We start from the raw sequence: 21,528 nt of genomic DNA, 5'->3' as shown, positions 1-21,528 counted from the left end.
AGGACGCCGGGTCACGCCGCCCGCGGCTCTCCCGGCCGTCACACCTCCCTGTCTGGATTACGACATGTCCGAAATTAGCCATACAAGATTGTTGATACACGCCCGTTTTATCCCGAATCATGGCCTCTGATCTTTTTGCACCATAGTCACTTCGGGAGAAACTCCTTGCACGGCACTCCCCCCCGGAGGCACGGGCTGCTCGCCCTCGCCTCCGCGCTCACGGTTCTCCTCACGGCCTCGCCGGTCTCGGCCACCGCCACCGGATCCGCCGGCGCGACAACTCCCGCGACCTCCGCGAAAGCCTTCGCGCGAACGTCCTCGACCGCTCCCGGGGACACCCCGGCGAAGCTCGCCGAGACCGTCAAGGCCGCCGGAACCGCCGGGACCCCGCTCACCGTCACCCTCATCACCGGGGACAAGGTCACGCTCGCGCGGATCGCCGGCGCCCTGACCGTCGTGTCGGTCACGGGCCCGGACGGCGGGCGCGTCGGCGCCCGGGTCAGCACCGTCGACGACCACCTCTACGTGTATCCCGACTCGGCCGCGCGGTACGTCGGCGCGGGGCTCCTCGACGAGGGGCTCTTCGACGTCACGCGGCTCGTGGAGTACGGCTACGACGACGCGCGCAGCGACCGCCTCCCCCTGATCGTCACCTACACCGACGACGCGGTGGGCAGGCGCGCCGAGAAGGTGCCGGGCGGGGCGGAGAAGGTCCGTACGCTCAGCAGCATCCAGGGCGCCGCGCTGTCCGCGGACCGTGACGGCGCGGCGGGCTTCTGGGCCTCGCTCACCGGGTCGGGCCCGCGGGCGCAGTCGCGTGCCGCGACGACCGCCCCCTCCCTCACCTCGGGGATCGCCAAGGTCTGGCTCGACGGCAAGGCCAGGGCGAACCTGGCCGACACCGTCGCGCAGACCGGCGCCCCCGAGGTGTGGGCGGCCGGGAACACCGGCGAGGGGGTGAAGGTCGCCGTCCTCGACACCGGGGTCGACGCCGACCACCCCGACCTCAGGGACCGGGTCAAGAACACCGCCACCTTCGTCCCCGGCCAGGACGTCAAGGACCACAACGGCCACGGCACGCACGTGGCCTCGACGATCGCCGGCACCGGCGCCGCCTCCGCGGGCCTGGAGAAGGGCGTCGCCCCCGGCGCGGACCTGCTGGTCGGCAAGGTCCTGGACAACCAGGGAAGCGGCCAGGACTCCTGGATCATCGCGGGCATGGAGTGGGCCGCCCGCGACCAGAAGGCCAAGATCGTCAGCATGAGCCTCGGCGGCGGGCCCACGGACGGCACCGACCCGCTCAGCCGGGCCGTCAACGAGCTCAGTGCCGAGACCGGCGCGCTGTTCACCATCGCGGCCGGCAACTCCGGCCCCGAGGAGAGCACGGTCAGCGCGCCGAGCACCGCGGACGCCGCGCTGTCGGTCGCCGCGGTGAGCGTCGCCCCCAAGGGCACGGCGCTGGCGCCGTTCTCCAGCCGGGGCCCCCGCGTGGAGGACTTCGGCCTCAAACCGGAGATCGCCGCGCCGGGCGTGGACGTGCTGGCGGCCAGGTCGCAGTACGCCGCCGAGGGCGAGGGCTCGTACCAGACGATGAGCGGCACCTCGATGGCCACCCCGCACGTCGCGGGAGCGGCGGCCCTGCTGTCGAGGACCCACCCCGAGTGGACCGGGCAGCAGCTCAAGGACGCCCTGGTCAGCAGCAGCAGGCTCCTGCCGCAGTTCAGCGCCTACCAGGTCGGCGGCGGCATGCTCGACGTCGCGGCGGCCACGCGCAACACCGTCTTCGCCACCGCCACCGCCCAGGTCAAGGTCCGGTGGCCCTACACCCCCGGGCAGAAGGGCGAGCAGCCGGTCACCTACACCAACCTCGGGGAGAACCCGGTCACCCTCGACCTCTCGGTCACCGGCGGGGCACCCGAGGGCCTGTTCGACCTGTCCGCGGCCCAGGTCACGGTACCGGCGCGCGGCACCGCCACGGTGAACGTGGTCCTGAACGTCGACCGGGCCGAGCTCGACGGCCACCTCAGCGCGCGGCTCGACGCGAGGGGCGCCGAAGGCGCCCTGCTGGCCCACACCGCGATCGGCTTCTACAAGGAGGGCGAGCGGGCGAAGCTCACCGTGCACGCCAGGGACCGCGCGGGCAGGCCCCTCGCCGGCGACCTGCTGATCACCCGGGACCTGCCCGACGGGCACCAGACGTTCGAGTACCACGGGGTCGACCCGTCCGGCACCGCCGAGCTGCGGCTGCCGACCGGCGACTACGCCCTGTGGATGTGGGGCGACGTGGAAGGTGTCAACGGCCCGTCCTCCCTGGGCAGGGTGCTGCTCAGCAAGCCGAAGATATCCCTCACCGGTGACACGCAGATCACCCTGGACGCCTCCACCGCGCGCCAGGTCACATCCGTCCTGCCGTCCGGCAGGGACCAGGCACGGACCACGACGATGGCCAGGATGGACTTCTACCGGGGGTTCGGCAACGGCGCCGTGAGCGATTCCTACCTTCCCGGCGTGCAGCACGACAGCCTCTGGGTGCAGCCCACCGGCGCGAAGGTCACCGACGGGAAGCTGACGTTCGCCGCGCGCTGGCGCGACGAGCAGCCCCGCCTGGCGGTCTCCTCCGAGACGGAGGACTTCGACGACCTGCTGATCCAGACCCGTTCCAAGCCGCTGCCCGAGGGACGCTGGACCTACGGCTCGGTCTTCGCCGGCGCGGGATCCGCGGCGGAGTTCGCCGGGGTGAAGGCGTCGGGCAAGGTCGCCGTGGTGCGATGGAGCGAGTCCGTCACCCCGGAGGCGCAGGCCGAGGCGGCGGCGAAGGCGGGGGCGAAGCTCCTGCTGATCGTCAACCCCGGCCGCGGCCGGCTCGACGCCTGGGACGCGGTGCAGACCGACGCCCCGCTGGCCGTGGCGTCGATCACCCGCGACGAGGGCGAGCGGCTCGTCACCCGCCTCCAGCGCGGTTCGGTGCCGCTGCGCGTCGTCTCCCACCCGACCGTCGCCTACCTCTACGACCTCGTCCACAAGTGGGAGGGGGCCGTCCCGGCCGACCCGACCTACCGTCCGCGCAAGAGCGACCTGGCCCGCGTCGAGGTCTCGCTCGACAACCACAGGCAGCAGGCGGCCGTGGAGACCCGCATCGACCTCCAGGACGGCCTGCGCTCCGGGTTCAGCGGTTACACCAGCGCGCTGCCCGCGCAGAGCAGGCGCACCGACTGGGTCTCCACGGACGACTCCGTCCGCTGGCACGAGTCGCTGTACGTCATCCCCGACGAGACCCAGCAGAGCTCGGACATCCTCACCTACCAGGGCGGTACGACCAGCGAGGCGCGCTGGCTCGGCCCGGTCCAGCGCCCCCGGATGAACACGGCGTCCCTGCTGCCGACCCGCGCGGGCGACGGGCTGGTCGCCATCGTGCCCTCCTGGGGGGCCTCGGGCGGCAGCCACGCGGGTGAGGCGCTCTTCAACCCGAACGCCACGCAGACCCTCTCGCTCTACCAGGGCGACACCCTCCTGGAGCAGGCGAAGACCGAGCGGCTCGACCGTACGCTGATGCTGGCGCCGATCGTCAGCCCCGACCGGCTGCCCTACCGGCTGGTCAACGAGGCGTCCCGCAGCGCGTCGGTGTACCCGTACTCGACCCGCACCCTGACCGAGTGGAACTTCACCTCGGGGTACGTCGAGAGCAACTCGACCAGGGACCTGCCGCTGATCCAGCTCGACTACGACGTCGACGTGGACCGGGCGGGCCGGGCCGGCCGCCGGGCCGAGCTGACCGTCACCCCGCTGCACCTGCCGTCGGTGGTGGACTCGGGCCGGATCGGCACCGCCACCCTGGACGTTTCCTACGACGACGGCGCCACCTGGAGCAGGGCGAGCCTCGACCACGGCAAGAAGGGCTGGACGACGAAGCTGCGCGCCCCGGGCGGCGCCCGCACGGTCACCCTGCGCGCCGGCGCCCGTGACAGCGCGGGCAACAGCGTCACCCAGACCATCGTCCGGGCCTTCGGGCTGAGATGACCGGGGACTGACGCCTTCGGGCCGAGGTGACCGCAGATGGACGAGCCCGGCGGGCCGGTCGGATCAGCCGGTCGATCGGATCGGATGGAACCGCCGGCCGGTTCCCCGCCGGGCTCGGGGCGAAAGCGCCCGGATCCAGGAGGTCGTCCGCCACACGTCGGCCGCGAGCCCGGCCGCCCTGGCCGGCGCAGGCACGACCGGCGCAGGCACGACCGGCGCAGGCACGACCGGCGCAGGCGACGGCGGGCCGGATCGAGCATGTTCCGGCCGGGGTTCAGGCGACCTTGGGGGTGACGCGCATGCCGATGTACACGCACTCGGTGCCGTCGGTCAGGGTGGAGAAGACCACGGGAATGTGCTCACCCCCGAAGGCGGGACCGCCGGAGGCGGCGAAGACCGTCTCCGACACCGGCACCAGGTCCATTTCCAGGGGCGGGGAGAAGTCCTTCATGCCGTCGACGAACTCGTACCGGATGCGCGCGCCGTCGTCGTCCTGGGTGACGGTGGTGACGACGCCCTCGCGCCGGTAGGTGCCCACCAGCCGCGTCATGTCCACCGCGGGCGGGTTCGCCGCCGGTGCGAAGACGTCCGGCATGCGCACCCCGGCCAGCTCACCCAGCAGTTCCCGGAACAGGTCGGCGTACAGCCCGCCGGTGCCGCCGCCGTTGGCGAGCAGGACGACGGCCACCCCCGCGTGCGGGACGACGCGCAGGTAGGAGTACTGGCCGATCGCGGCGCCGTCGTGACCGAAGCCGGGGACGCCGTCCCAGTCGTACAGGGTCCAGCCCAGGCCCCAGCCGTCGGCGCTGACGGTCCACCTGTCCGGGCTGTCGACCACGCGCCGCCGCATCTCCTCGGCGGCGCCGGCGGACAGGACCCGGGTGCCGTCGGGGGCGACGCCGCCGTCCAGATGCGCCCGCGCGAACCGGGCGACGTCGCCCGCGGAGATGATGACCCTGCCGTACGGCCCGGCGGAGCGCGGCATCAGGTCCCAGGCCGGGGCCGGGTCGGGGTCGGCGCCCGGCTCCCCCAGGTGGCTCATGGCGACGCGGAACCGCAGCGCCTCCTCGGGCAGCGTCATCGAGTGCTCCAGCCCCAGCGGGGCGAAAAGCCGCTCCTTCAGCGCCCGGTCCCAGGTCAGGCCGGTCAGCACCTCGACGACGCGGCCCAGCACGACGTACCCGACGCTGCTGTACGACAGTGCCGTCCCGGGCGGGCAGTCCGGCGCCACCTCCCTGGCGGCCTCGACGTACCGGGCCAGGCAGTCGTCGCCACGGCCGGAGTCGTAGTTGAAGTCGCAGGTCAGGCCGCCGGTGTGACTGAGCAGCCGGCGAATCGTGATCGTCTTCGTGGCCTCCGGGTCCGGGGTGGCGAACTCCGGCAGCACGCTCACCACCGGCGTGTCGAGCTCCAGCTCGCCGGAGTCGACCAGCTGCATCACCAGCGTCGCGGTGTAAACCTTGGCGAGCGAGCCGGACAGGAACACCGAGTCGGTCGTCACCTCCACCCCGGTCGCCCGGTGCAGCACACCACTGGCCAGTTCGTGGACGTTCCCGTCGGCCAGTACGGCCAGCGACGCCCCCGGCACGCGGTGGGCGGCGCGAAGCTCGTCGATCCGGGTCTGCCAGCGGGCGGAGTCGAAAGTCATGGGGGATCTCCTCGGTTCGACGGGGCCGGATCCCGGGCGAGGCGTCCGCCGATCGGGCGGGGACGCGAGCCGGGGCATGCGGACAACGCCGGTGCCGTCGGAGCACCGGCCGGAGGGAAAGGGGGAACCGTCCTCGTGGGCGGTCCGGTGACGTCGGGCTAGGGCCGGCTCGTCCCGGCGTCGTCGGGCAGTGCGCCGGAGGCGCGCAGCGCGTCGCGGCGCTCGCGCCACTCGGCCGCGAGCGCGGGCATCCGCTCGACGAGGAACTCGGCGAAGGCCGCACCCTCGAGCAGGCGCGCCCGGCGGGCCGGGGGCGCCTCGTCCAGCACCTTGAGGCCCTGGTGCGCGAGCGCGCCGAGCGAGACGTACTCCGAGGGCTTGTCGACCATCCTCAGCCAGATCGCGGGATGGAGGCTGACGCGGTCCACGCGTTCACCGGCGGCGCGTGAGCGCTGGATCCAGGACCACTCCTCGAGCATGGAGACGGCGCCGCTGACGGCGGTGCGGCTGGCCCGCAGCGCCTCGCCGAGCTCGGCGATGGTCTGCTGCGGCGGATCGCAGATGAGAAGCCACCCGGCCACCCGGCCGGTCATCGGGGGCAGGCCGTTCTGCCGCGCGAAATGGCGGCCGACCTCGTCGGCGTAGGCAAGCTCGGCCTCGTAGTCCATATCGCCGATATTACCTACATAACTGAAATAACGCAAATATCTGACATTTGAGATACGGGCGGTTTGTCATCCAGAGATGCGGGTGGCTTGTCACTCCGGATCTGTGGACGACCCGGTTCCTCAGCCGCCGAACGCGGGATAGCCCGGCAGGCGAGGGACGTCCCAGCCGCCGGAGACCTCCCGCAGCAGCAGCCGCATCGTCTCCGCGAAGGCCGGGAACTCCTGCAGGGTGCTCGCCATCTCCCAGCGGTGCCTCAGCAGCTGCCGCAGCGTCGGGACGGGACGCCGGACCCTGTGCGTCGGCGCGTCCTTCGCCATGCGCGGGATCAGCTCGGTCGTCATGTACACCGTCCAGAGCGCGACCGCCCGCCGGACCCCGGGCTGCCAGATCTCGTCCTCGACCAGCTCCGGATACGCCTCGACGACCTCCGCGCGGTAGGCGTCCTCGATCTTCTCCGCCAGGCCGGGAGGCAGTGTGAAGACGCACCAGCAGGTGGCGAAGGGCATCCGGCAGTACGCGGCCGTCATGAAGACCGGCTGGTAGCAGGCCGACTCGAAGTCGAGCAGCCGCAGGCCGTCCGGAGTGAGCAGGTTGTTGTCCGGGCAGGTGTCACCGGGGGTGAAGGCGAGATACTCGTCCGCTCCCGTCGCCGCGATCCGCTCCAGCTCACCCGCCAGCCCCGGCGGCGCCTCGACCCCGATCCCGGCGAGCGCCGAGGGAAACCCGGCCGCGTACCGTACGGTCCACGGCTCCTCGTCCCAGGACGGCACGCCCCTGCCGTACCGGGCCGACAGGGAGGCCAGGTCGGCGCGCCGGTGCACCGACGCGGCGGACAGCCGCCCGAGCCCGCGAGCCCAGGCCGACAGGCCGTCCAGGGCGGCCCGCGGATCGTCGCCGAGCAGCACGTCCGCCAGGGTCGGCGCGGACCCGAGGTCCTCCATCACCAGCAGCGGGACCGAGTCGTCCACGCCCAGCAGTTCGGGACCGGCCAGCCGCAGCGAGAGCCCGGCGGCCTCCGCGGCGAAGGCGCGCAGTCCCTCGGGCTCCGTGCCGAACTTCTTGACGATGACGCTGCCGCCCGAAGCCGTCCGGCAGCGCAGGACGACGCTGCGCGGGCTGCCCCCGAGGTCCACCGGATCGGACAGCTCGACGCCCACCACTTCGCCCGCGGCCCGCAGGATCGCATCCATCCCGGCATTCTGCCCATCGTGCGCCGGACGGGAAAACCCTGGTCCGGCCCGGCCGGGAAAACCCACGGGTCGGCGGCTCGGAAAACACGTCGTCACCTAGGGCGTTTCGGCGGCGCGGAGTGCCGCGAGGAGTTTGTCCATCGCGGAGCGGGCGCTGGCGGAGGCGTACGGGCCGACGGCGGCCAGGGCGACCACCAGCGCGGCGGCCTCGCCGGGGGTGAGGGACAGCGGGGCGAGGCTGGAGGACGTGTCAAGACGGTAGCCACCGCCGGGTCCGGACCGCACGGTGATGGGCACACCGGCGTCCCGTAGCCGGGCGATGTCACGTTCGATCGTGCGTACGGCCACGCCGAGCCGCTCGGCGAGCAGGTGACCCGTGGTGGCACGCGGGGCACGGGCCCGTAGTGCCTCGATGAGCGCGTGCTGGCGTTCCACCCGGCGCAGGACCAGATGCTGGTCCATCGACTCGGCGGAGTGGTTCCGCGCCGCCGGCATCGGGGAATCCTCTCGCCATGACCGACACGGGCGTGTCGGTCACTCCAGCCTAGGGTCGAGCCATGGAGATCAAAACCTTCCTCTTCCGGTACGCCGGCGCTCTCACCGCGGGGGACCTCGACGGTATCGCCGCCTGTTACGGGTATCCCTCCCTGATCCTCGGCGACGAGAGCGCGCAGGCCGTCGCCGAGGCGTCCGACGTGAAGAACGCCTTCGCCGGAGCCGCCGAACGCTACCGGGCCCAGGGGCTCACCGAGATACGCCCGACGATCGGCGAGACGACCCGGATCACCGAACGGCTCGTCGACGTCAAAGTGCGCTGGGAGTATCTCGATGCCGAGGGCGTCACGCGAGCGGAGGGGTACTACCGTTACACCCTCCGCGGTGATGACGGCGACACGGGCGGCGACACGGGGATCGGGACGGACACCGGCACCGGCGACAATCTGGCCATCCACGTGGTCGTCCCGATCCCGGCCGCCGAATTCGGAGCCTGAGACGTCGGCGCCGGCCGGTGGAAGACGAAACCCGTCGAGGGCACGACGCCCGCCTCGGCACCCCGAACCGGCCGGGGCGGGAAACCGGTTGAAGGCCGCGCCCCCGGCTGGCACCCTGCCAGGATGCCGACGCCCCCCGCGGGTCCTCCCGCGCCGAGCTTTCCGCTGCCCGATCGGTCCGGCCTGGAGGCGCTGCTGGCGAAGGCGTTCGGCGTGCCGGTGGTGCTGGACCGCGTGGAGCACCTGGCCCCGTGGGCGGTCCTGCGCGCACACCTGGCCGGACCGGAGGCCGGGCCGCCCACGCACCCGGCCGGGCCGGATCACGAACCATCCGCGCGCCCGGCCGGGCCGAACCCGGGGCCGCCCGCGTCGGTGATCGTGAAGTGGCTGCGCGTCCATCCGTCCAGATCACGCACGGACGCGAGACAGGTGGTGACCGAGCGGGCCGCGCTGCGCTTCCTGTCCGAGGACCTCGGGCTCGACCTCGCCCCCAGAGTGCTGGCCGACGACATGGCGGCGTCGCTCCTGGTTCTGGAGGACCTCGCCCCCCGCACGCCGCTGGACCAGGTGTTGCGCCGCGACGGCGCGGTGCCTCCACCGGCGGGGCTGGCGGCCTTCGCGCGGGCGCTGGGCGAACTGGGCGCGGCCACGGCCGGGCACGCGGAGCTCTACCTCGCGAGACGACCGGCCGTGGTCGTCGACCTCGCGTGCCCGCACACCGACGCGTGGCGGCGGGCCGTGGAGCACGCCGCGGGGTTCGGGGTCGCGCTGCCGAGCCGGGCCGAGACCGAACTCGCGCGGCTGCTGGCGGAACTCGCCGACCCGGGCCCCTTCCTGGCGTTGACCAACGGGGACGCCGAGGCGAACAACTTCCTGACGGCGGACGGCGACGGGCGGCTCATCGACTTCGAGTTCGCCGGCTACCGGCACACCCTGACCTCGGCCGTGTGCCTGTACGTGCCGGGCCCGGCGTGGCTGACGGTGTCCGACCCGATCGCGACCGGCCTGGAGGCCGGTTACCGCCGCGCGCTGGCCAGGGGCGTACCGGAGGCGGACGACGATCGCCTGTTCGGCTTCGGCCTGGCCGCGGCGTGCCTGACCTGGGCCGCCGGCCGCCTCACCCGTTTCCCGACGCTCGACGCCCGGGTGCCGGGCGAGAACAGCCGACTCCAGCTGATCTTCACCCTGGACGCCGCGGCGTGGACCGCCGAGAACCATCGCGCCCTGCCCCACCTGGCCGGATGGGCCCGCCGGGCGGCACAGGCACTGCGCCGCCGGTGGCCGGACGCGGACGTGGACCGGGCGACGTACCCCGCGTACACCCCGCGCGGGTGAGAGATCACCCGCGCGCCGCGTGAGTCCGGGAGTACGCGTACGGCCGCGGGGGCAGCACGTCCGGGATGTGCCAGGCGGACGGCAGGGCCCAGCGGCCGAAGACGACCTTTCCCCCGCCCGGTGACCGGTAGTGGCCCCACTCGTCGGTGCACATGCCGACGAGCCGCAGGCCCCGGCCGCTCTCGTCGTCCTCCCCGGCGTCGGTGACCTCGGGCGAGCCGTCGCAGCCGTCCCAGACCTCCGCGAAAAGGCCCGCGGTGGTGAGGCGGAGCCGCAGGAGGATCGGGTCCGGGCCAGCGGTCCGCGCGCGGGCGCAGGTGGGCGGGCAGACGGCGGTGTGCGGGTGGCCGCCGGAGGCGGACGGGCAGGTGTAGCCGTACGGGGCGGGCGGGGTGGCGGTGGCCTTGATGGCGTTGGTGGCCATCTCTGAGACGACCAGGACACAGAGGTCGGACAGTTCCTCCAGGCCCCACACCAGCAGTTGCGCACGCGTGAAGTCGCGCGCCCGGGAGGCCGCGGCCGGCTGCGCCGCCAGCCACAGCTCGTTCGCGTCCAGTGGCAGGTGGTCGGTGGTGTCCGGATCAGGGTGAAACGGTGAGTGCATCGGTCCCGGCCGTTCGACGGGGAGCACGGTCATTGATGGCTCCAGGGAAGTTCAACGAAGGTTCGGTCGCGCGTCCCCGGCGCAGAATGGGGACGCCCCCGCCCGAGCGCTGAGACCACACGAATCCGACGGCTCCGGCGTTGTCTCAACCCTGCTGTACGGAGCGTGCTGGAAACAGGCGACGGCACCGAGTCTGTTCGTCACTCTCAGAGATCACATCGCCCCGAAGAGCGACGGCATTGCAGGGAGCGGTGATCTGATCGCCGGTTTCTGCACTCGACCGTCACCGAACGTGAGCGACCAGTAACGTTCAGCCCGAAGAATCGCCGCCGGAGAACCCGCCGGGAGGGGCCGAGCCGATGCCACGTGCACCGCGCAGCGTCAAGCAGCAGATGGACGCCTTCAGCGCTGAGCTTCGCGAGCGTGGTTTCACGTGGGCCGAGGTCGCCGCTGAGTTCAAGCGACGCTGGCGCCTGAACTCCCGCCAGGGCTTCCGTGAGGCGCATCGCCTGACACAAGCCAAGGTCTGCCATCTATGGAACGAGTACTGGCCGAACGAGCCACTGACGACCCGAAAACTCGGGTCGTGGGAAGCGTGGCCCGGCCCCACCGGCAACGAGCCGCCGATCGCCGGGCTCAACCGGCTGGCCCGCATCTACCAGTGCCGCACCGCCGACCTGGTCGACGGTGAAGACCACCGCGATGCCGACGAGCACAACACACCGTCCGTCCGGTCCCGGGGGCGGGCGCCGGTCGCGGCCGGGGCGGCGGGCAGCCTCGGCCCCGAGGACATCCGGGGGGTGCTGGCCGCCCTGCCCACCCTGCCCACGGGACCCGTGCAGTTCGGGACCTCGCGCGACGAGGAGTACGACGCCCTGGTGCGGGCGCTCGCCCAGTGGGCGGCGACCATGAAACGGCGCGACGTCCTGGCCCTGATCAGGGCCGCCGCCGCCGCGGCGGCGGCCTCTCCGCTGCTGGCCCGGCTCAACGACGACGAGCTCGACCGGCTCGCCCTGATCGCCGCCGAACCGTCCCGGGTGGACGACGCCACCGTCGACCACATCGACGCGGTGCTGCACCACTGCATGCGGCAGGAGGACACCCTCGGCCCCCAGTCGGTGCTGGGGACCGTGCTCGCCCAGCACCACCTGGTGCGGTCGCTCATCCCGGCCGCGTCGAACGACGAGGTGCGTGAGCGGTTGCTGTCGCTGCTGGCCAACATCTGCCGGTTCACCGCCTGGGTGTTGTTCAACCTCAACGACTTCAACGGGGCGAACCACTACTACGAGCAGGCCAAGGTGGCCGCGCACCAGGCCGACGACGACGCGATGAACAGCTTCGTGCTGGCCAACTGGTCGCAGCTGGCGACCTGGCGGGGTGACCCCCGCCAGGGCGTCGAGCACGCGCTGGGGGCGCTGGCCTGGGGGCATCGCGCCAACAGCAAGCTGCTGGTGTCGTACGCGTGCGACGTGGGGGCCCGCGCCTACTCGGCGGTGTTGCGCCGCTCGGCCAAGAACGACCGTCACAAGGACCACGCCCGGTGCATGACCAGCCTCGACCAGGCCCGCCGCGAGCTGGGCCACGCGGGCGAGGGCGACGTGGGGGCGAAGCTTCTCTACTTCTACGGCGACGGCCAGTGCCTGTCGACCAGGACCAAGTGCCTGCTGGACATGGGCGACGCCCAGACCGCCGTCGAGATGGCCGCGCGGTCCCTGGCCCGGATCGATCCGGCGTTCGTCCGCAACATGGCGTTCAGCCGCCTGGATCTGGCGCGCGGGCACCTGCGGCTGCGCGCCATCGACGAGGCGTGCGAGCAGATCGGCGAGGCCGCTCGCCTCACCTGCAAGAACACCTCGCCTCGGCTGGCCCGCTCGGTGGTGGAGGTCCGCGAGACGCTGAATCCGTGGGCGAGGACCCGCCAGGTCGCCGCCCTGGACGAGAAGCTGCACACCTTCCAGCTCATCGCCTGACGGCTTTCCGGCCCGTCGCGACCGCTCAGCGCACCCCGGGCATCTCCTCAAGCACCAGGATCTCGAAGACCGGGGCGGGGATCGGCGGGTCCATCAGCTTCTCGGACACCTTCCGCCATCCCCACCTGCGGTAGAGCTCCCGGGTCAGCACGGCCTTGGGCTGTACCGAGAGCGTGGCCCGCTCGGCCCCGGATCCGGAGAGCAGCTCGTCGTGGATCCGGTGCCCGATTCCGGCGCCTCGCCGGTCGGGCAGCACCCCGTAGTCGATGACGACGAACGTCCTGGTCCCGGTCTCGGCCGCGAACTCCTCGCCGACCGGTTCTGCCAGCGCGCTCCACCAGCGGGTGTCGGCCGGCAGCAGGTGTCCGTACCCGAACCCGACGAACTCCGCCCCGGACCGCGCGGTGGTCAGCCGGAAACCCGGCCGGTCGACCAGCCGGGGGAAGTAGGAGCGCTGGTTGGCGAACTCCGCGGCTTTCCCGTCGAACGGGGGCAGCGAGAACACCGCCTCGTAGAGATCGCAGATCGTCCCGGCCAGCGCGAGCGCCTCCCGGCGGCCGTGTGTCTCTATGGTCAACTTGCCGGTGGGGGCCGTGTCGGTCATGCCCGTCTCCTCGCCTTCGTCTCACCACCCTCCCCCGAGGATTTTTTACCCGTGGACGGGCGTGGTAGCCGCTCCGGTTCACGGGGAGACAGTGAGAGCGGGAAGCCGGGAGGGAACCGGCTTCCCGCAAGAGGGACCGGCTTCCCGCTGAGGGACCGCTTCCCGCGAGGGACCGGCTTCCCGCAGAGGGGCGAGAGCGAGGGGACGGGAGCGGGTCAGCTCTTCGCGAGGTCGGCCAGCGGTACGGAGAGATCGACGAGCCGGTCGGGGGCGACGGTCGCGCCGCCGCGGATCAGCTCCTGCGCCGGTGAGATGCCCTCGTCCCACCGGTTGACGTGCATGCCCGCCACGACACGTCCGCCGGAGAGCCAGAAGGCGTGGAAGGCCTCCGACTCCAGCTCCCCCCGGACGACCACGGAGTCGTACCCGCCGGGCGCGAACCAGCCGGAGAACTCCATGCCGACGTCGTACTGGTCGGTGAAGAAGTACGGCGGCCTGTCGTAGACCACCTTCTGGCCGAGCATGGCCCTGGCCGCGGCCACTCCCCCGTTGAGGGCGTTGGCCCAGTGCTCGACGCGGATGCGGGTGCCGTACAGGGGGTTGAAGGCGTTGGCCACGTCACCGGCGGCGTAGACGTCGGGGTCGTCGGTGCGGAGGGACTCGTCGACGAGGATCCCGTTGTCCACGGCCAGGCCCGCCCGCTCGGCGAGTTCGGTGTTGGGGCTCACACCGACGCCGACGATCACGATGTCGGCCGGGATCTCCTCGCCGTCGTGGGTGGCGACCGCGCGGACGTGCCCGGGGCCGAGGATCCCGGTCACCTCGCGGCCGAGCCGTACGTCGACGCCGTGGCGCCGGTGCACGTCGGCGAAGAAGGCGCCCAGCTCGGGGCCGAGCGCGGCGTGCAGCGGCACCGCCCTCGGCTCGACGACGGTCACCTCGCAGCCGTACTCCCTGGCGGCCGCGGCGGTCTCCAGCCCGATCCAGCCCGCGCCGACGACGACCACCCTCCTGCCGCCGTCGCGGACGGCCTCGCGCAGCCGCTCCGAGTCGCCGAGACTGCGCAGGTAGTGCACGCCGTCCAGGTCGGCGCCGGGCACGTCGAGGCGGCGCGGGGAGGAGCCGGGGACGAGCAGCAGCTTGTCGTACCGGACACGCCGCCCGTCGTCGAGCTCCACATGGCGCGCGGCCCGGTCGAGGCCCGTCGCGCGGCGCCCGAGCAGCCGCTCCACGGAGTTGGCGGCGTACCAGTCCTCGTCGTGGACGTAGAGCTTGGCCTTCTCCTCCTTGCCGAGCAGGTAGCTCTTGGAGAGCGGGGGTCTCTCGTAGGGAGGCTCGGTCTCGGCGCCGATCAGCGTGATCCCGCCCTCGAAGCCCTCCTCGCGCAGGGACTCCGCCGCCTTGGCACCCGCCAGGCCCGCTCCGACGATGACGAACGTCTGCTCGGTAGTCATGGGTCCCTTCCTACTCCGATTCCCCCACCGGTTCCAACGATCGCGGGAAGCGGCAGGTCGTTTGCACGTCCGGGGCGGTACCGGCGAGCAGGTGCCGGGCCATGAACCGGCCGAGCTCGCGTTCCAGCCCCCGCTCGTCGATCTCGTCCGGCCGCGGCACCACCTCCAGCAGGGCGTCGCTCACCCCGAGCGGGTCCCCCCGGTCCATCGCGCCGAGCAGGCGCCCCAGCGAGTCGCGCAGCGAGCCGTCGACCGGAAGTCGAGTTCCTCCCGCAGCGCGTCGGCGAATCCTCCGGACAGGGCGGTGACGCCGAACGCGCGCCCCCACCGGGTACGTCTTTCGAGCGAGTGGGCGAGGCGGTCGATGATGTCGAGGTCCTGCTCGACCACGCCGGCGATGCCCGGGCGCTGGACCTTGACCACCACCTCCTCGCCCGTCCGCAGCCTGGCGCGGTAGACCTGCGCGATCGAGGCGGCGGCGAGCGGTTCGCGGTCGAAATCGGCGAACGTCTCCTCCACAGGTCCGCCCAGCTCGGCCACGAGCACCGGCTCGATCTCCGTCCACGGCGCCGAGGCCGCGCCGTCCTGCAGCAGGCGCAGCTCCTCGACGAACTCCACCGCCAGCAGGTCGCTCCGGGTGGACAGGATCTGGCCCAGTTTCACGAACGTGACCCCGCCGTCGTCGAGGGCCTCACGCAACGACCCTCCAGCCGGGCCCTGCTGGAGGGCGCGCCGAGGTCGGGGTCCCGGCAGCGATCCGGACGGTATCAGGGCCTCGGCGATCACCAGGGGTACCAGCCCGGCGAGCAGGGCGCAGACCACGGCGAGGATGAAGAACCAGATCGGGGTGACACCGGGGTCGTCCGGGGCCACCGCCCCCGCGAACGCCTTCATGAGCGGGCCGGCGATCAGGACCACGAATGTCCCGGCCAGCAGCGTGCGGACGATCCCGGACCGCAGGTCGAGCAGGCGCCGCGCGGCCACCGTGAACGCGGTCACCAGGACAAGCACACCGATCACGAGCGCCAGGGGCGTCAGAAGGTCACGTTCATTCCGTTCGCTCCGTCGCGTTCGTTGTGTGGGCGAGGTCTCGGCACGCTCCCCGGCCCGTGGCGCGCGGGCCGTGGAACGAGGGTGCGGTTGACGGCGAACAGACTAGATCACCCGTTTTGAGAACGAGGGAGTCCCGGGCGGGTCGAAACGGTCCGGCGAGTGGCCTCGCGGACCGGAGAGGACATCAACACTCTCGGATGACAGGGCGAGGAAATTTTCGTTTACCCCGCCGGAAACGGAATTCGATCCCCCCTCAAAGGAGGGCGTATATATTTTCCACGCCATCAAGATCGCGCCGCCGACGGAGATGTCGACGAGCTCCGTCCATGGCGCGCTTTTTTGATAAGGAGCATGCCGTATGCCATTGAAGCGACGATTCGCCCGAGTCACGGTCAACTGCGCCTTCGCGGTGGCGGCCGTCCTGAGCCTCGGGGCCTTCTCTCCCGCACCGCCGGGCATTCCGGACAACCCGCCCGCACCCCAGCCCGGTGAAGCCGCACCCCAGCCCTGGGAAGTCACCCCCCGGTCGTGGGAACCCGCACCTCAGCCCGGGGAGGTGGCACCGCCCCCCAGGCCCACCGTACGAGCCCTGACGGCCGCCGAGATCCGGGGAAAGGGACTCGATGAATACATCGACATGTCCCGCCAGAAGGAAACGGTTCCCAGCATCATCGACACGTCCCAGGGTAAATTCACCAGTGATCTCGTTACTCCCGCGAAACGGACGGGAACCACCGGTCCCGCCGATTTCGCGACGGGCTGCTGGTATCTCACGACGACGTACGGATATCCCGCTCTCCAGGGAAGCGCTTATCACACCTGGTGCGGCGACGGCTTCCAGGTCACGTACACCTCGGCCGGCTGCACCGGGAGCACGAGCCTTCCCACCTACATCTACGAGGGCTGCCAGAACATCCAGGCCTACGGAGTCGGCTGGAACGTCTGGGACGTCACCGACAGATGGCGTTTCTGCACGGCCTACAGCCGTTTCACAGGTGTGTGCTCCGCCCGGATGTACCCGTGGCAGAAGAACCGCTACGGCGCCAACGGTCAGGTCTGGCTTCTCGGCTGGGGCAACTAGCGCTAGGACCGGGAACGTTCACCGGGACGCACTTCCCGGTCGTGTCCCTGGGCCGGTTGGAGGTGGGCCTTCGAAGCCGGTCCGGAACATGAAGGTGTGGTGGCCGGATCGGTCGTCGCCCGTTTGGCGGCCGCCGACGAAGACATCGTCCGCGATGTGATCCACCGCTTCAACGACATCGATCGGCCTGGCCGCCCTTGGCCCTCAGCGGGGACATCGGCCTGGCCGCCTTGGCCCTCAGCGGGTGGGAGGCCGTCCCTGCCCGCTCGGCTCGCCCGGTGGAAGCGGGGTTTCGATGCTCGCCCCGGTGGCGGACGGGCTCCGGTCATGGCCCGTTTTTGTCGATGAGATCACCACCCGCCGCGTCCCGCGGCCCACCGGGACCAGACCGTACCGCGCGGGCGCATCCACACCCTGACGGTCCGGACCGTGAACAGACCTAAGGTGTCGCGACCAGCTTCCGTGTTCCAAGGGGCCCGAAGTCATAGACCGTGTTGTTCACCTGCAGTCCGTCGATCGCGCCGATGAAAGGGGTGTCCATGCTGAACCCAAGACTCAACGTGATCACCGCATCCGGCAGCGCGGCCTTGAGCTCGTCGAACGAACACGGAGAAGCCAGAGTGCAGTTGATCAAAACGCCCGTCGCTCCGGTGGCATACCACTGGCTGCCGGCCGCGCCGGCGTCGTACTGCTGCCAGGCGTTGGGCAGCTGGGAATCGGGAGCCGACGGGCTGGTAGAGGTGCCAGGCAGATAGACCAAGGTCGCGTAGTCCGCCGAGCCCACATTGGGATCGACCTCTATGCTCAGTCCCGGCACGGAGACCTCGGCCGGAGAGTCGGCTCCCGCGTACGCCCAGTACCTCAAGATCGTGAGATCACTGATCGACAACTCCGCGAAATCCGTCTCGTTACCGAAAGTGATCTCATCCGGACTGTCTCCGACGATGATTCCCAGGCTGCCGACGCCATAGGGCGGCGGTACGGTGGCCGATGAGCTGGTGACGGGATCCCGCTCATACGGGCCGACACGGTAGACGGCACTCGGCCCGCCATCCGATTCGCGGCCGATGACGCCCCACGTGTCGGTACAGCAGATGGTCGCTCCCGGAGGTCCCTGAAGTCCGGTCTCTCCCTGCGGCCCTGCGGGCCCTGTCGCGCCCGTCGCACCGGTTGCACCGGTCGCACCCGCAGGTCCTTCCGGTCCTACCGGCCCGACCTCCCCTTGCGGCCCCACCGGACCCACCGGACCCACCGGACCCGTCGCACCGACTGCACCGGTTGCACCCGCAGGTCCTTCCGGTCCTGCTGGCCCGATCTCTCCTTGCGGCCCCACCGGTCCTTCAGGGCCTGTCGCGCCCGTCGCACCGGTTGCACCCGCAGGCCCCTCGGGGCCCCCCGCACCAATCGCTCCCGCCGGCCCCACCGGACCGACCTCCCCTTGCGGCCCCACCGGACCCATCACACCGACTGCACCTGCGGGACCCGCCGGTCCTTCGGGACCTGTCGCACCCGTCGCACCCACGGGTCCCTCGGGCCCTACCGGACCAATCTCTCCTTGTGGTCCCACCGAACCCGTCGCACCGGTTGCGCCCGCCGGACCCTCCGACCCTGCCGGACCGACCTCCCCTTGCGGCCCCACCGGACCCATCACACCGACTGCACCTGCGGGACCCGCCGGTCCTTCGGGACCTGTCGCACCCGTCGCACCCACGGGTCCCTCGGGCCCTACCGGACCAATCTCTCCTTGTGGTCCCACCGAACCCGTCGCACCGGTTGCGCCCGCCGGACCCTCCGGCCCCACCGGACCCACCACACCGACTGCACCTGCGGGTCCTTCCGGTCCTGCTGGACCGATCTCTCCTTGCGGCCCTGTCGGACCCGTCACACCGGCTGCACCTGCAGGGCCTGCCGGTCCTTCGGGGCCTGTCGCACCGGTTGCACCCACGGGTCCCTCTGGCCCTACCGGACCGATCTCTCCTTGCGGCCCCACCGGACCCGTCGCACCCGCGGGACCTACCGGCCCTTCGGGACCTGTCGCACCCGTCGCACCCACTGGCCCCTCAGGGCCCGCCACACCGGTCGCGCCCGCCGGACCCTCCGGCCCTGCCGGACCGACCTCCCCTTGCGGCCCTGTCGGACCCATCACACCGACTGCACCTGCGGGACCTACCGGTCCTGCTGGTCCTTCGGGACCTGTCGCACCCGCCGCACCGGCTGCACCCGTCGCACCCACAGGTCCCTCGGGCCCTGCTGGACCGACCTCTCCTTGCGGCCCTGCCGGACCCGTTACACCTGCCGGCCCTTCCGGGCCGGTGGCTCCTGGCATGCCAGTCGCACCTGCGGGACCTTCTGGGCCCCGAGGGCCGTACAGGCCGGTTCGACCCGTTGCGCCCTTGGGTCCTTTCCTGCCTTCCGGTCCGCGTGGGCCACGCGGGCATACGCAAAGCTTGTCCCCACACCTACATGGCCTGCAGCATCTCTTCCGGCAATGACCTCTCGCATGGACCCGTGGCCTTCGGGAGGTGGCAACGGGAGGGCAGGACGAGACCGGCTTTCCCTCCTTGACCTGTGCGATCAGGTGGATACCGGCCAGTTTTTCCTTGAGTATATACGTCGGCACTTGAAATGATGTAAGGAAAAAAACGCTAACGAGGACTACCGCAACACTCCGATTTCGGGCGCGCCTGCCGAGCCATGAGATCACGGCATGTCTGCTATCGCTGGAATTCATGTCATTCCGTGTCGTTCGGGGTCTCGAGGGCAGCCTCTGTGACGCGTGGGCAGTGATCATGCGATACCCGATAAATACTCCAGAATACATTGACCCGGCCGCTGAACCGTAAATTGATAATACAATGACGGGAAAATAATGGATAACAGCCCATCAAGGTTCATATTCATGCGCACAAGGACTTCATGGTGCGATCTTCGGCCTGCGGGTCATTGAATTCACAGCGAAAGCGTTCGGCGCACTTCGCGGGTGAAGGCGGGAAACCCTCAGGGGGTCGTCGGTGGTCGTTACGTTCGCGGAGGGCCGGCGTGACGGGCAGGTCATACGCTCCGCCGTCGTGGACAGCACCCTGGCTTGAGACTCACCGCCGCACGTCGGCCCACATTCCTCTACCAGGCAGAAGCCCTGGGAGTCGACGGCCTGGATGAAGACCGGTGACGTGCTGCCGTCCAGCTCGGTCGTGCCGGGGAAGACGGCGACGATCTCATGTACACCTTCGGAGAGAGGGGCGACGGTCAACTCGGCGTGGCCTGTGCCGTCGAGTTGGGCCGTGCCCAGGCTCACTCCGTCACCGAAGAATTCGACCGGGCCGGTGGGGACGATCCCGGCCGGAGATCTCACCGCCGCGGTGAAGGTGATCGGGCTTTGCTGGCTGATGGCGCATGACGAGTTCACCGTGGTGGTGGTGGACCTGTCGGGAGGACCCGCGCAGGTGGAGAGGGTGATGGTGTTCGTGTCCAGCGTGACGGTGCCGTTGTGCGCCAGGGTCCGGCCGTCCACGGTCGCACCGGTGCCCACGGTGATCGAGGTCAGCGCGAGGATGTCGCCGGAGAAGTCGGTGTTGGCACCCAGGGTGGACGAGCTGCCCACCTGCCAGAAGACGTTGCACGCCTGTGCTCCCCCGATGAGGGTCACCGTGCTGGCGGCCGCGGTGATGAGCGTGGAGGCGGCCTGGAAGATGAAGACCGCGTTGGGGTCGCCCTGGGCGTCGAGCGTCACGTTTCCCGTGATCTGAAATGTGCCCGCGGCGGAGTCGTAGACGCCGGGGGTCACGGTGGTCCCACCGAGCTGTGTCGGGATGGTGGCGTCAGGGGTGCGGGAGGCGGCGTCGTTGTAGGCGGCGAGCTGATCCGTCTGAGCCTGGGCGGCGACGGCGTCGGCGACGTGGAGGGTTCCGACCAGGGTGCCGGGCGGGAAGCCGGTCACCGCGACGCCCGGACTGATCCCCAGATCTCCGGTGACGACAGTGGGCCCGGTGTTCGTGACAGAGGCCCCGCCCAGTACCGCGAAGTCGGCGGCCGAGCCCAGCGCGACCGGTGTCGCCAACGCGTTCGCGGTACACGGTGTCGCGGCGATGCCTCCTGTCGCGACCAGGACCGCGAGGACCCACACCCGCAGGGAACCGACGATGTTTCCTGGTACGAGGCGAGGACGACCGGCGTCTGTCATCAAACTGCCCTTTTCCTTTGGTACGGCTCAGCTCAGGCGCATTACCGATGACGCGTCATACCCTCAGACCTTACTGATCGACATTTTGGCTCCTTGTCATCCGACATGCGGAAGACAAAGACTTGGTGCCGTTTCTGGAGAAAAGATAAAATCGCCATGCAATCCAGTGGCACCCTTGATCGTCCAGGTGCTGAACAAAGGTCATTTTCCGGCATTCCACTGTGAACGAGCCAATATCCTCATGAGGTGGAAACAGGCCGCCGGGTGACCACTCGTAGCGCGCATGGAGCTGCGCGGAGGAGCGGAGGGGCCTCACGACCCAGGGTCCGTTCGAGGCCCGGATCGCCGGGCGCGGGTTCGCCGACGCAGAGCCCTGCCGGCACGTCGCGCAGCATGGCTACACGGGACCATCGACTGCGGAAGAGCTTAAATCCGTAATAGTGCACTTTCAGCCGCGAGTGTGCATTCCTGCGCAGAAGGAAGTCTCGACTGTTTCTAGTGTCCGTGGTGTCCGAACGGCACGACCCCTCCACCACCCGCACAGGAGCATGACGATGAGCACCACGCGCACCCTTCTCGCCGGAGCGGCCCTGGCCGGTTCCCTGCTGGCCGGCATCGCCGCGGCCCCCGCCGCCTCCGCCGCCTCCGCCGACACCTCCACCGGCACCGCCGTGGCCGCCACGCAGCAGGCCCAGACCTCCGGCAAGCACTTCTTCGGCCCCTACTACTCC

General features: G+C 70.8%; 16 protein-coding genes. 5 read left to right on the top strand and 11 right to left on the bottom strand.

Going from position 1 to position 21,528, the window contains the following annotated elements; translation table 11 throughout:
* Positions 1–165 precede the first annotated feature (165 nt).
* Complete coding sequence (locus AB0G15_RS32560; protein WP_362847136.1) at positions 166–4,017, top strand: S8 family serine peptidase; 3,852 nt, start codon at positions 166–168, stop codon at positions 4,015–4,017.
* 274 nt (positions 4,018–4,291) lie between these two features.
* On the opposite strand, the gene AB0G15_RS32555 is transcribed toward AB0G15_RS32560, so the two are convergent.
* The 4 genes from AB0G15_RS32555 to AB0G15_RS32540 form a co-directional block, all read right to left on the bottom strand.
* Positions 4,292–5,665 (bottom strand): serine hydrolase domain-containing protein, encoded by a 1,374-nt coding sequence (locus AB0G15_RS32555; RefSeq protein WP_362847134.1) that lies wholly within the window; start codon positions 5,663–5,665, stop codon positions 4,292–4,294.
* Positions 5,666–5,823: 158 nt separating this feature from the next.
* Positions 5,824–6,333, bottom strand: coding sequence for a hypothetical protein (locus AB0G15_RS32550; protein WP_362847132.1), 510 nt, complete (start codon positions 6,331–6,333; stop codon positions 5,824–5,826).
* A 120-nt stretch (positions 6,334–6,453) separates the two neighbouring features.
* The gene (locus tag AB0G15_RS32545) at positions 6,454–7,524 is read right to left on the bottom strand and encodes a hypothetical protein (protein WP_362847130.1); all 1,071 of its coding nucleotides are present in this window, start codon (positions 7,522–7,524) and stop codon (positions 6,454–6,456) included.
* 96 nt (positions 7,525–7,620) lie between these two features.
* Positions 7,621–8,019: an HTH domain-containing protein gene (locus AB0G15_RS32540; RefSeq protein WP_362847128.1), complete on the bottom strand. Its 399-nt coding sequence runs from the start codon at positions 8,017–8,019 to the stop codon at positions 7,621–7,623.
* Positions 8,020–8,081: 62 nt separating this feature from the next.
* On the opposite strand from AB0G15_RS32540, the gene AB0G15_RS32535 reads away from it, so the two are divergent.
* Both AB0G15_RS32535 and AB0G15_RS32530 read left to right on the top strand, forming a co-directional pair.
* Complete coding sequence (locus AB0G15_RS32535) at positions 8,082–8,516, top strand: hypothetical protein (RefSeq protein ID WP_362847126.1); 435 nt, start codon at positions 8,082–8,084, stop codon at positions 8,514–8,516.
* Between the two features lie 123 nt (positions 8,517–8,639).
* Positions 8,640–9,851: a hypothetical protein gene (locus tag AB0G15_RS32530; RefSeq protein WP_362847124.1), complete on the top strand. Its 1,212-nt coding sequence runs from the start codon at positions 8,640–8,642 to the stop codon at positions 9,849–9,851.
* 4 nt (positions 9,852–9,855) lie between these two features.
* Here AB0G15_RS32530 and AB0G15_RS32525 read toward each other — a convergent pair whose 3' ends face one another.
* Positions 9,856–10,488: an ATP-binding protein gene (locus AB0G15_RS32525; RefSeq protein ID WP_362847122.1), complete on the bottom strand. Its 633-nt coding sequence runs from the start codon at positions 10,486–10,488 to the stop codon at positions 9,856–9,858.
* 326 nt (positions 10,489–10,814) lie between these two features.
* Between AB0G15_RS32525 and AB0G15_RS32520 the strand changes: the two genes are divergently transcribed.
* The gene (locus AB0G15_RS32520; RefSeq protein ID WP_362847120.1) at positions 10,815–12,425 is read left to right on the top strand and encodes a hypothetical protein; all 1,611 of its coding nucleotides are present in this window, start codon (positions 10,815–10,817) and stop codon (positions 12,423–12,425) included.
* Positions 12,426–12,450: 25 nt separating this feature from the next.
* Here AB0G15_RS32520 and AB0G15_RS32515 read toward each other — a convergent pair whose 3' ends face one another.
* The 4 genes from AB0G15_RS32515 to AB0G15_RS32500 all read right to left on the bottom strand — a co-directional run bounded on the left by AB0G15_RS32515 (position 12,451) and on the right by AB0G15_RS32500 (position 15,503).
* Positions 12,451–13,029: a GNAT family N-acetyltransferase gene (locus AB0G15_RS32515; protein WP_362847118.1), complete on the bottom strand. Its 579-nt coding sequence runs from the start codon at positions 13,027–13,029 to the stop codon at positions 12,451–12,453.
* Between the two features lie 215 nt (positions 13,030–13,244).
* Positions 13,245–14,483, bottom strand: coding sequence for an FAD-dependent oxidoreductase (locus tag AB0G15_RS32510; RefSeq protein WP_362847116.1), 1,239 nt, complete (start codon positions 14,481–14,483; stop codon positions 13,245–13,247).
* A 10-nt stretch (positions 14,484–14,493) separates the two neighbouring features.
* Complete coding sequence (locus tag AB0G15_RS32505; RefSeq protein WP_362847114.1) at positions 14,494–14,691, bottom strand: hypothetical protein; 198 nt, start codon at positions 14,689–14,691, stop codon at positions 14,494–14,496.
* Positions 14,664–15,503, bottom strand: a complete 840-nt coding sequence (locus AB0G15_RS32500; protein ID WP_362847112.1) for an AarF/UbiB family protein — start codon at positions 15,501–15,503, stop codon at positions 14,664–14,666. The genes AB0G15_RS32505 and AB0G15_RS32500 overlap by 28 nt, the downstream gene beginning before the upstream one ends.
* Before the next feature lie 391 nt (positions 15,504–15,894).
* On the opposite strand from AB0G15_RS32500, the gene AB0G15_RS32495 reads away from it, so the two are divergent.
* Positions 15,895–16,617 carry a hypothetical protein gene (locus tag AB0G15_RS32495; protein WP_362847110.1) on the top strand — a complete coding sequence of 241 codons (723 nt, stop codon included), beginning with the start codon at positions 15,895–15,897 and terminating at the stop codon, positions 16,615–16,617.
* 439 nt (positions 16,618–17,056) lie between these two features.
* Here the strand turns inward: AB0G15_RS32495 and AB0G15_RS32490 are convergent, their stop codons facing one another.
* Positions 17,057–17,860 (bottom strand): hypothetical protein, encoded by an 804-nt coding sequence (locus tag AB0G15_RS32490; protein WP_362847108.1) that lies wholly within the window; start codon positions 17,858–17,860, stop codon positions 17,057–17,059.
* Positions 17,861–19,531: 1,671 nt separating this feature from the next.
* Positions 19,532–20,797 (bottom strand): ice-binding family protein, encoded by a 1,266-nt coding sequence (locus tag AB0G15_RS32485; RefSeq protein ID WP_362847106.1) that lies wholly within the window; start codon positions 20,795–20,797, stop codon positions 19,532–19,534.
* Between the last annotated feature and the right edge of the window lie 731 nt (positions 20,798–21,528).

It is taken from the genome of Streptosporangium sp. NPDC023825 (genome assembly GCF_040639575.1).
Classification (GTDB): domain Bacteria; phylum Actinomycetota; class Actinomycetes; order Streptosporangiales; family Streptosporangiaceae; genus Streptosporangium.
The sequence above is the reverse complement of the archived record's forward strand: the minus strand, read 5'-3'. Positions and strand labels throughout refer to the sequence as shown.

Excerpts from the sequence above, each read along its gene's own strand:
- AB0G15_RS32555 (WP_362847134.1), bottom strand. The coding sequence starts at position 5,665 with ATGACTTTCGACTCCGCCCGCTGGCAGACCCGGATCGACGAGCTTCGC.
- AB0G15_RS32550 (WP_362847132.1), bottom strand. The coding sequence starts at position 6,333 with ATGGACTACGAGGCCGAGCTTGCCTACGCCGACGAGGTCGGCCGCCAT.
- AB0G15_RS32545 (WP_362847130.1), bottom strand. The coding sequence starts at position 7,524 with ATGGATGCGATCCTGCGGGCCGCGGGCGAAGTGGTGGGCGTCGAGCTG.
- AB0G15_RS32540 (WP_362847128.1), bottom strand. The coding sequence starts at position 8,019 with ATGCCGGCGGCGCGGAACCACTCCGCCGAGTCGATGGACCAGCATCTG.
- AB0G15_RS32535 (WP_362847126.1), top strand. The coding sequence starts at position 8,082 with ATGGAGATCAAAACCTTCCTCTTCCGGTACGCCGGCGCTCTCACCGCG.
- AB0G15_RS32530 (WP_362847124.1), top strand. The coding sequence starts at position 8,640 with ATGCCGACGCCCCCCGCGGGTCCTCCCGCGCCGAGCTTTCCGCTGCCC.
- AB0G15_RS32525 (WP_362847122.1), bottom strand. The coding sequence starts at position 10,488 with ATGACCGTGCTCCCCGTCGAACGGCCGGGACCGATGCACTCACCGTTT.
- AB0G15_RS32520 (WP_362847120.1), top strand. The coding sequence starts at position 10,815 with ATGCCACGTGCACCGCGCAGCGTCAAGCAGCAGATGGACGCCTTCAGC.
- AB0G15_RS32515 (WP_362847118.1), bottom strand. The coding sequence starts at position 13,029 with ATGACCGACACGGCCCCCACCGGCAAGTTGACCATAGAGACACACGGC.
- AB0G15_RS32510 (WP_362847116.1), bottom strand. The coding sequence starts at position 14,483 with ATGACTACCGAGCAGACGTTCGTCATCGTCGGAGCGGGCCTGGCGGGT.
- AB0G15_RS32505 (WP_362847114.1), bottom strand. The coding sequence starts at position 14,691 with ATGGACCGGGGGGACCCGCTCGGGGTGAGCGACGCCCTGCTGGAGGTG.
- AB0G15_RS32495 (WP_362847110.1), top strand. The coding sequence starts at position 15,895 with ATGCCATTGAAGCGACGATTCGCCCGAGTCACGGTCAACTGCGCCTTC.
- AB0G15_RS32485 (WP_362847106.1), bottom strand. The coding sequence starts at position 20,797 with ATGACAGACGCCGGTCGTCCTCGCCTCGTACCAGGAAACATCGTCGGT.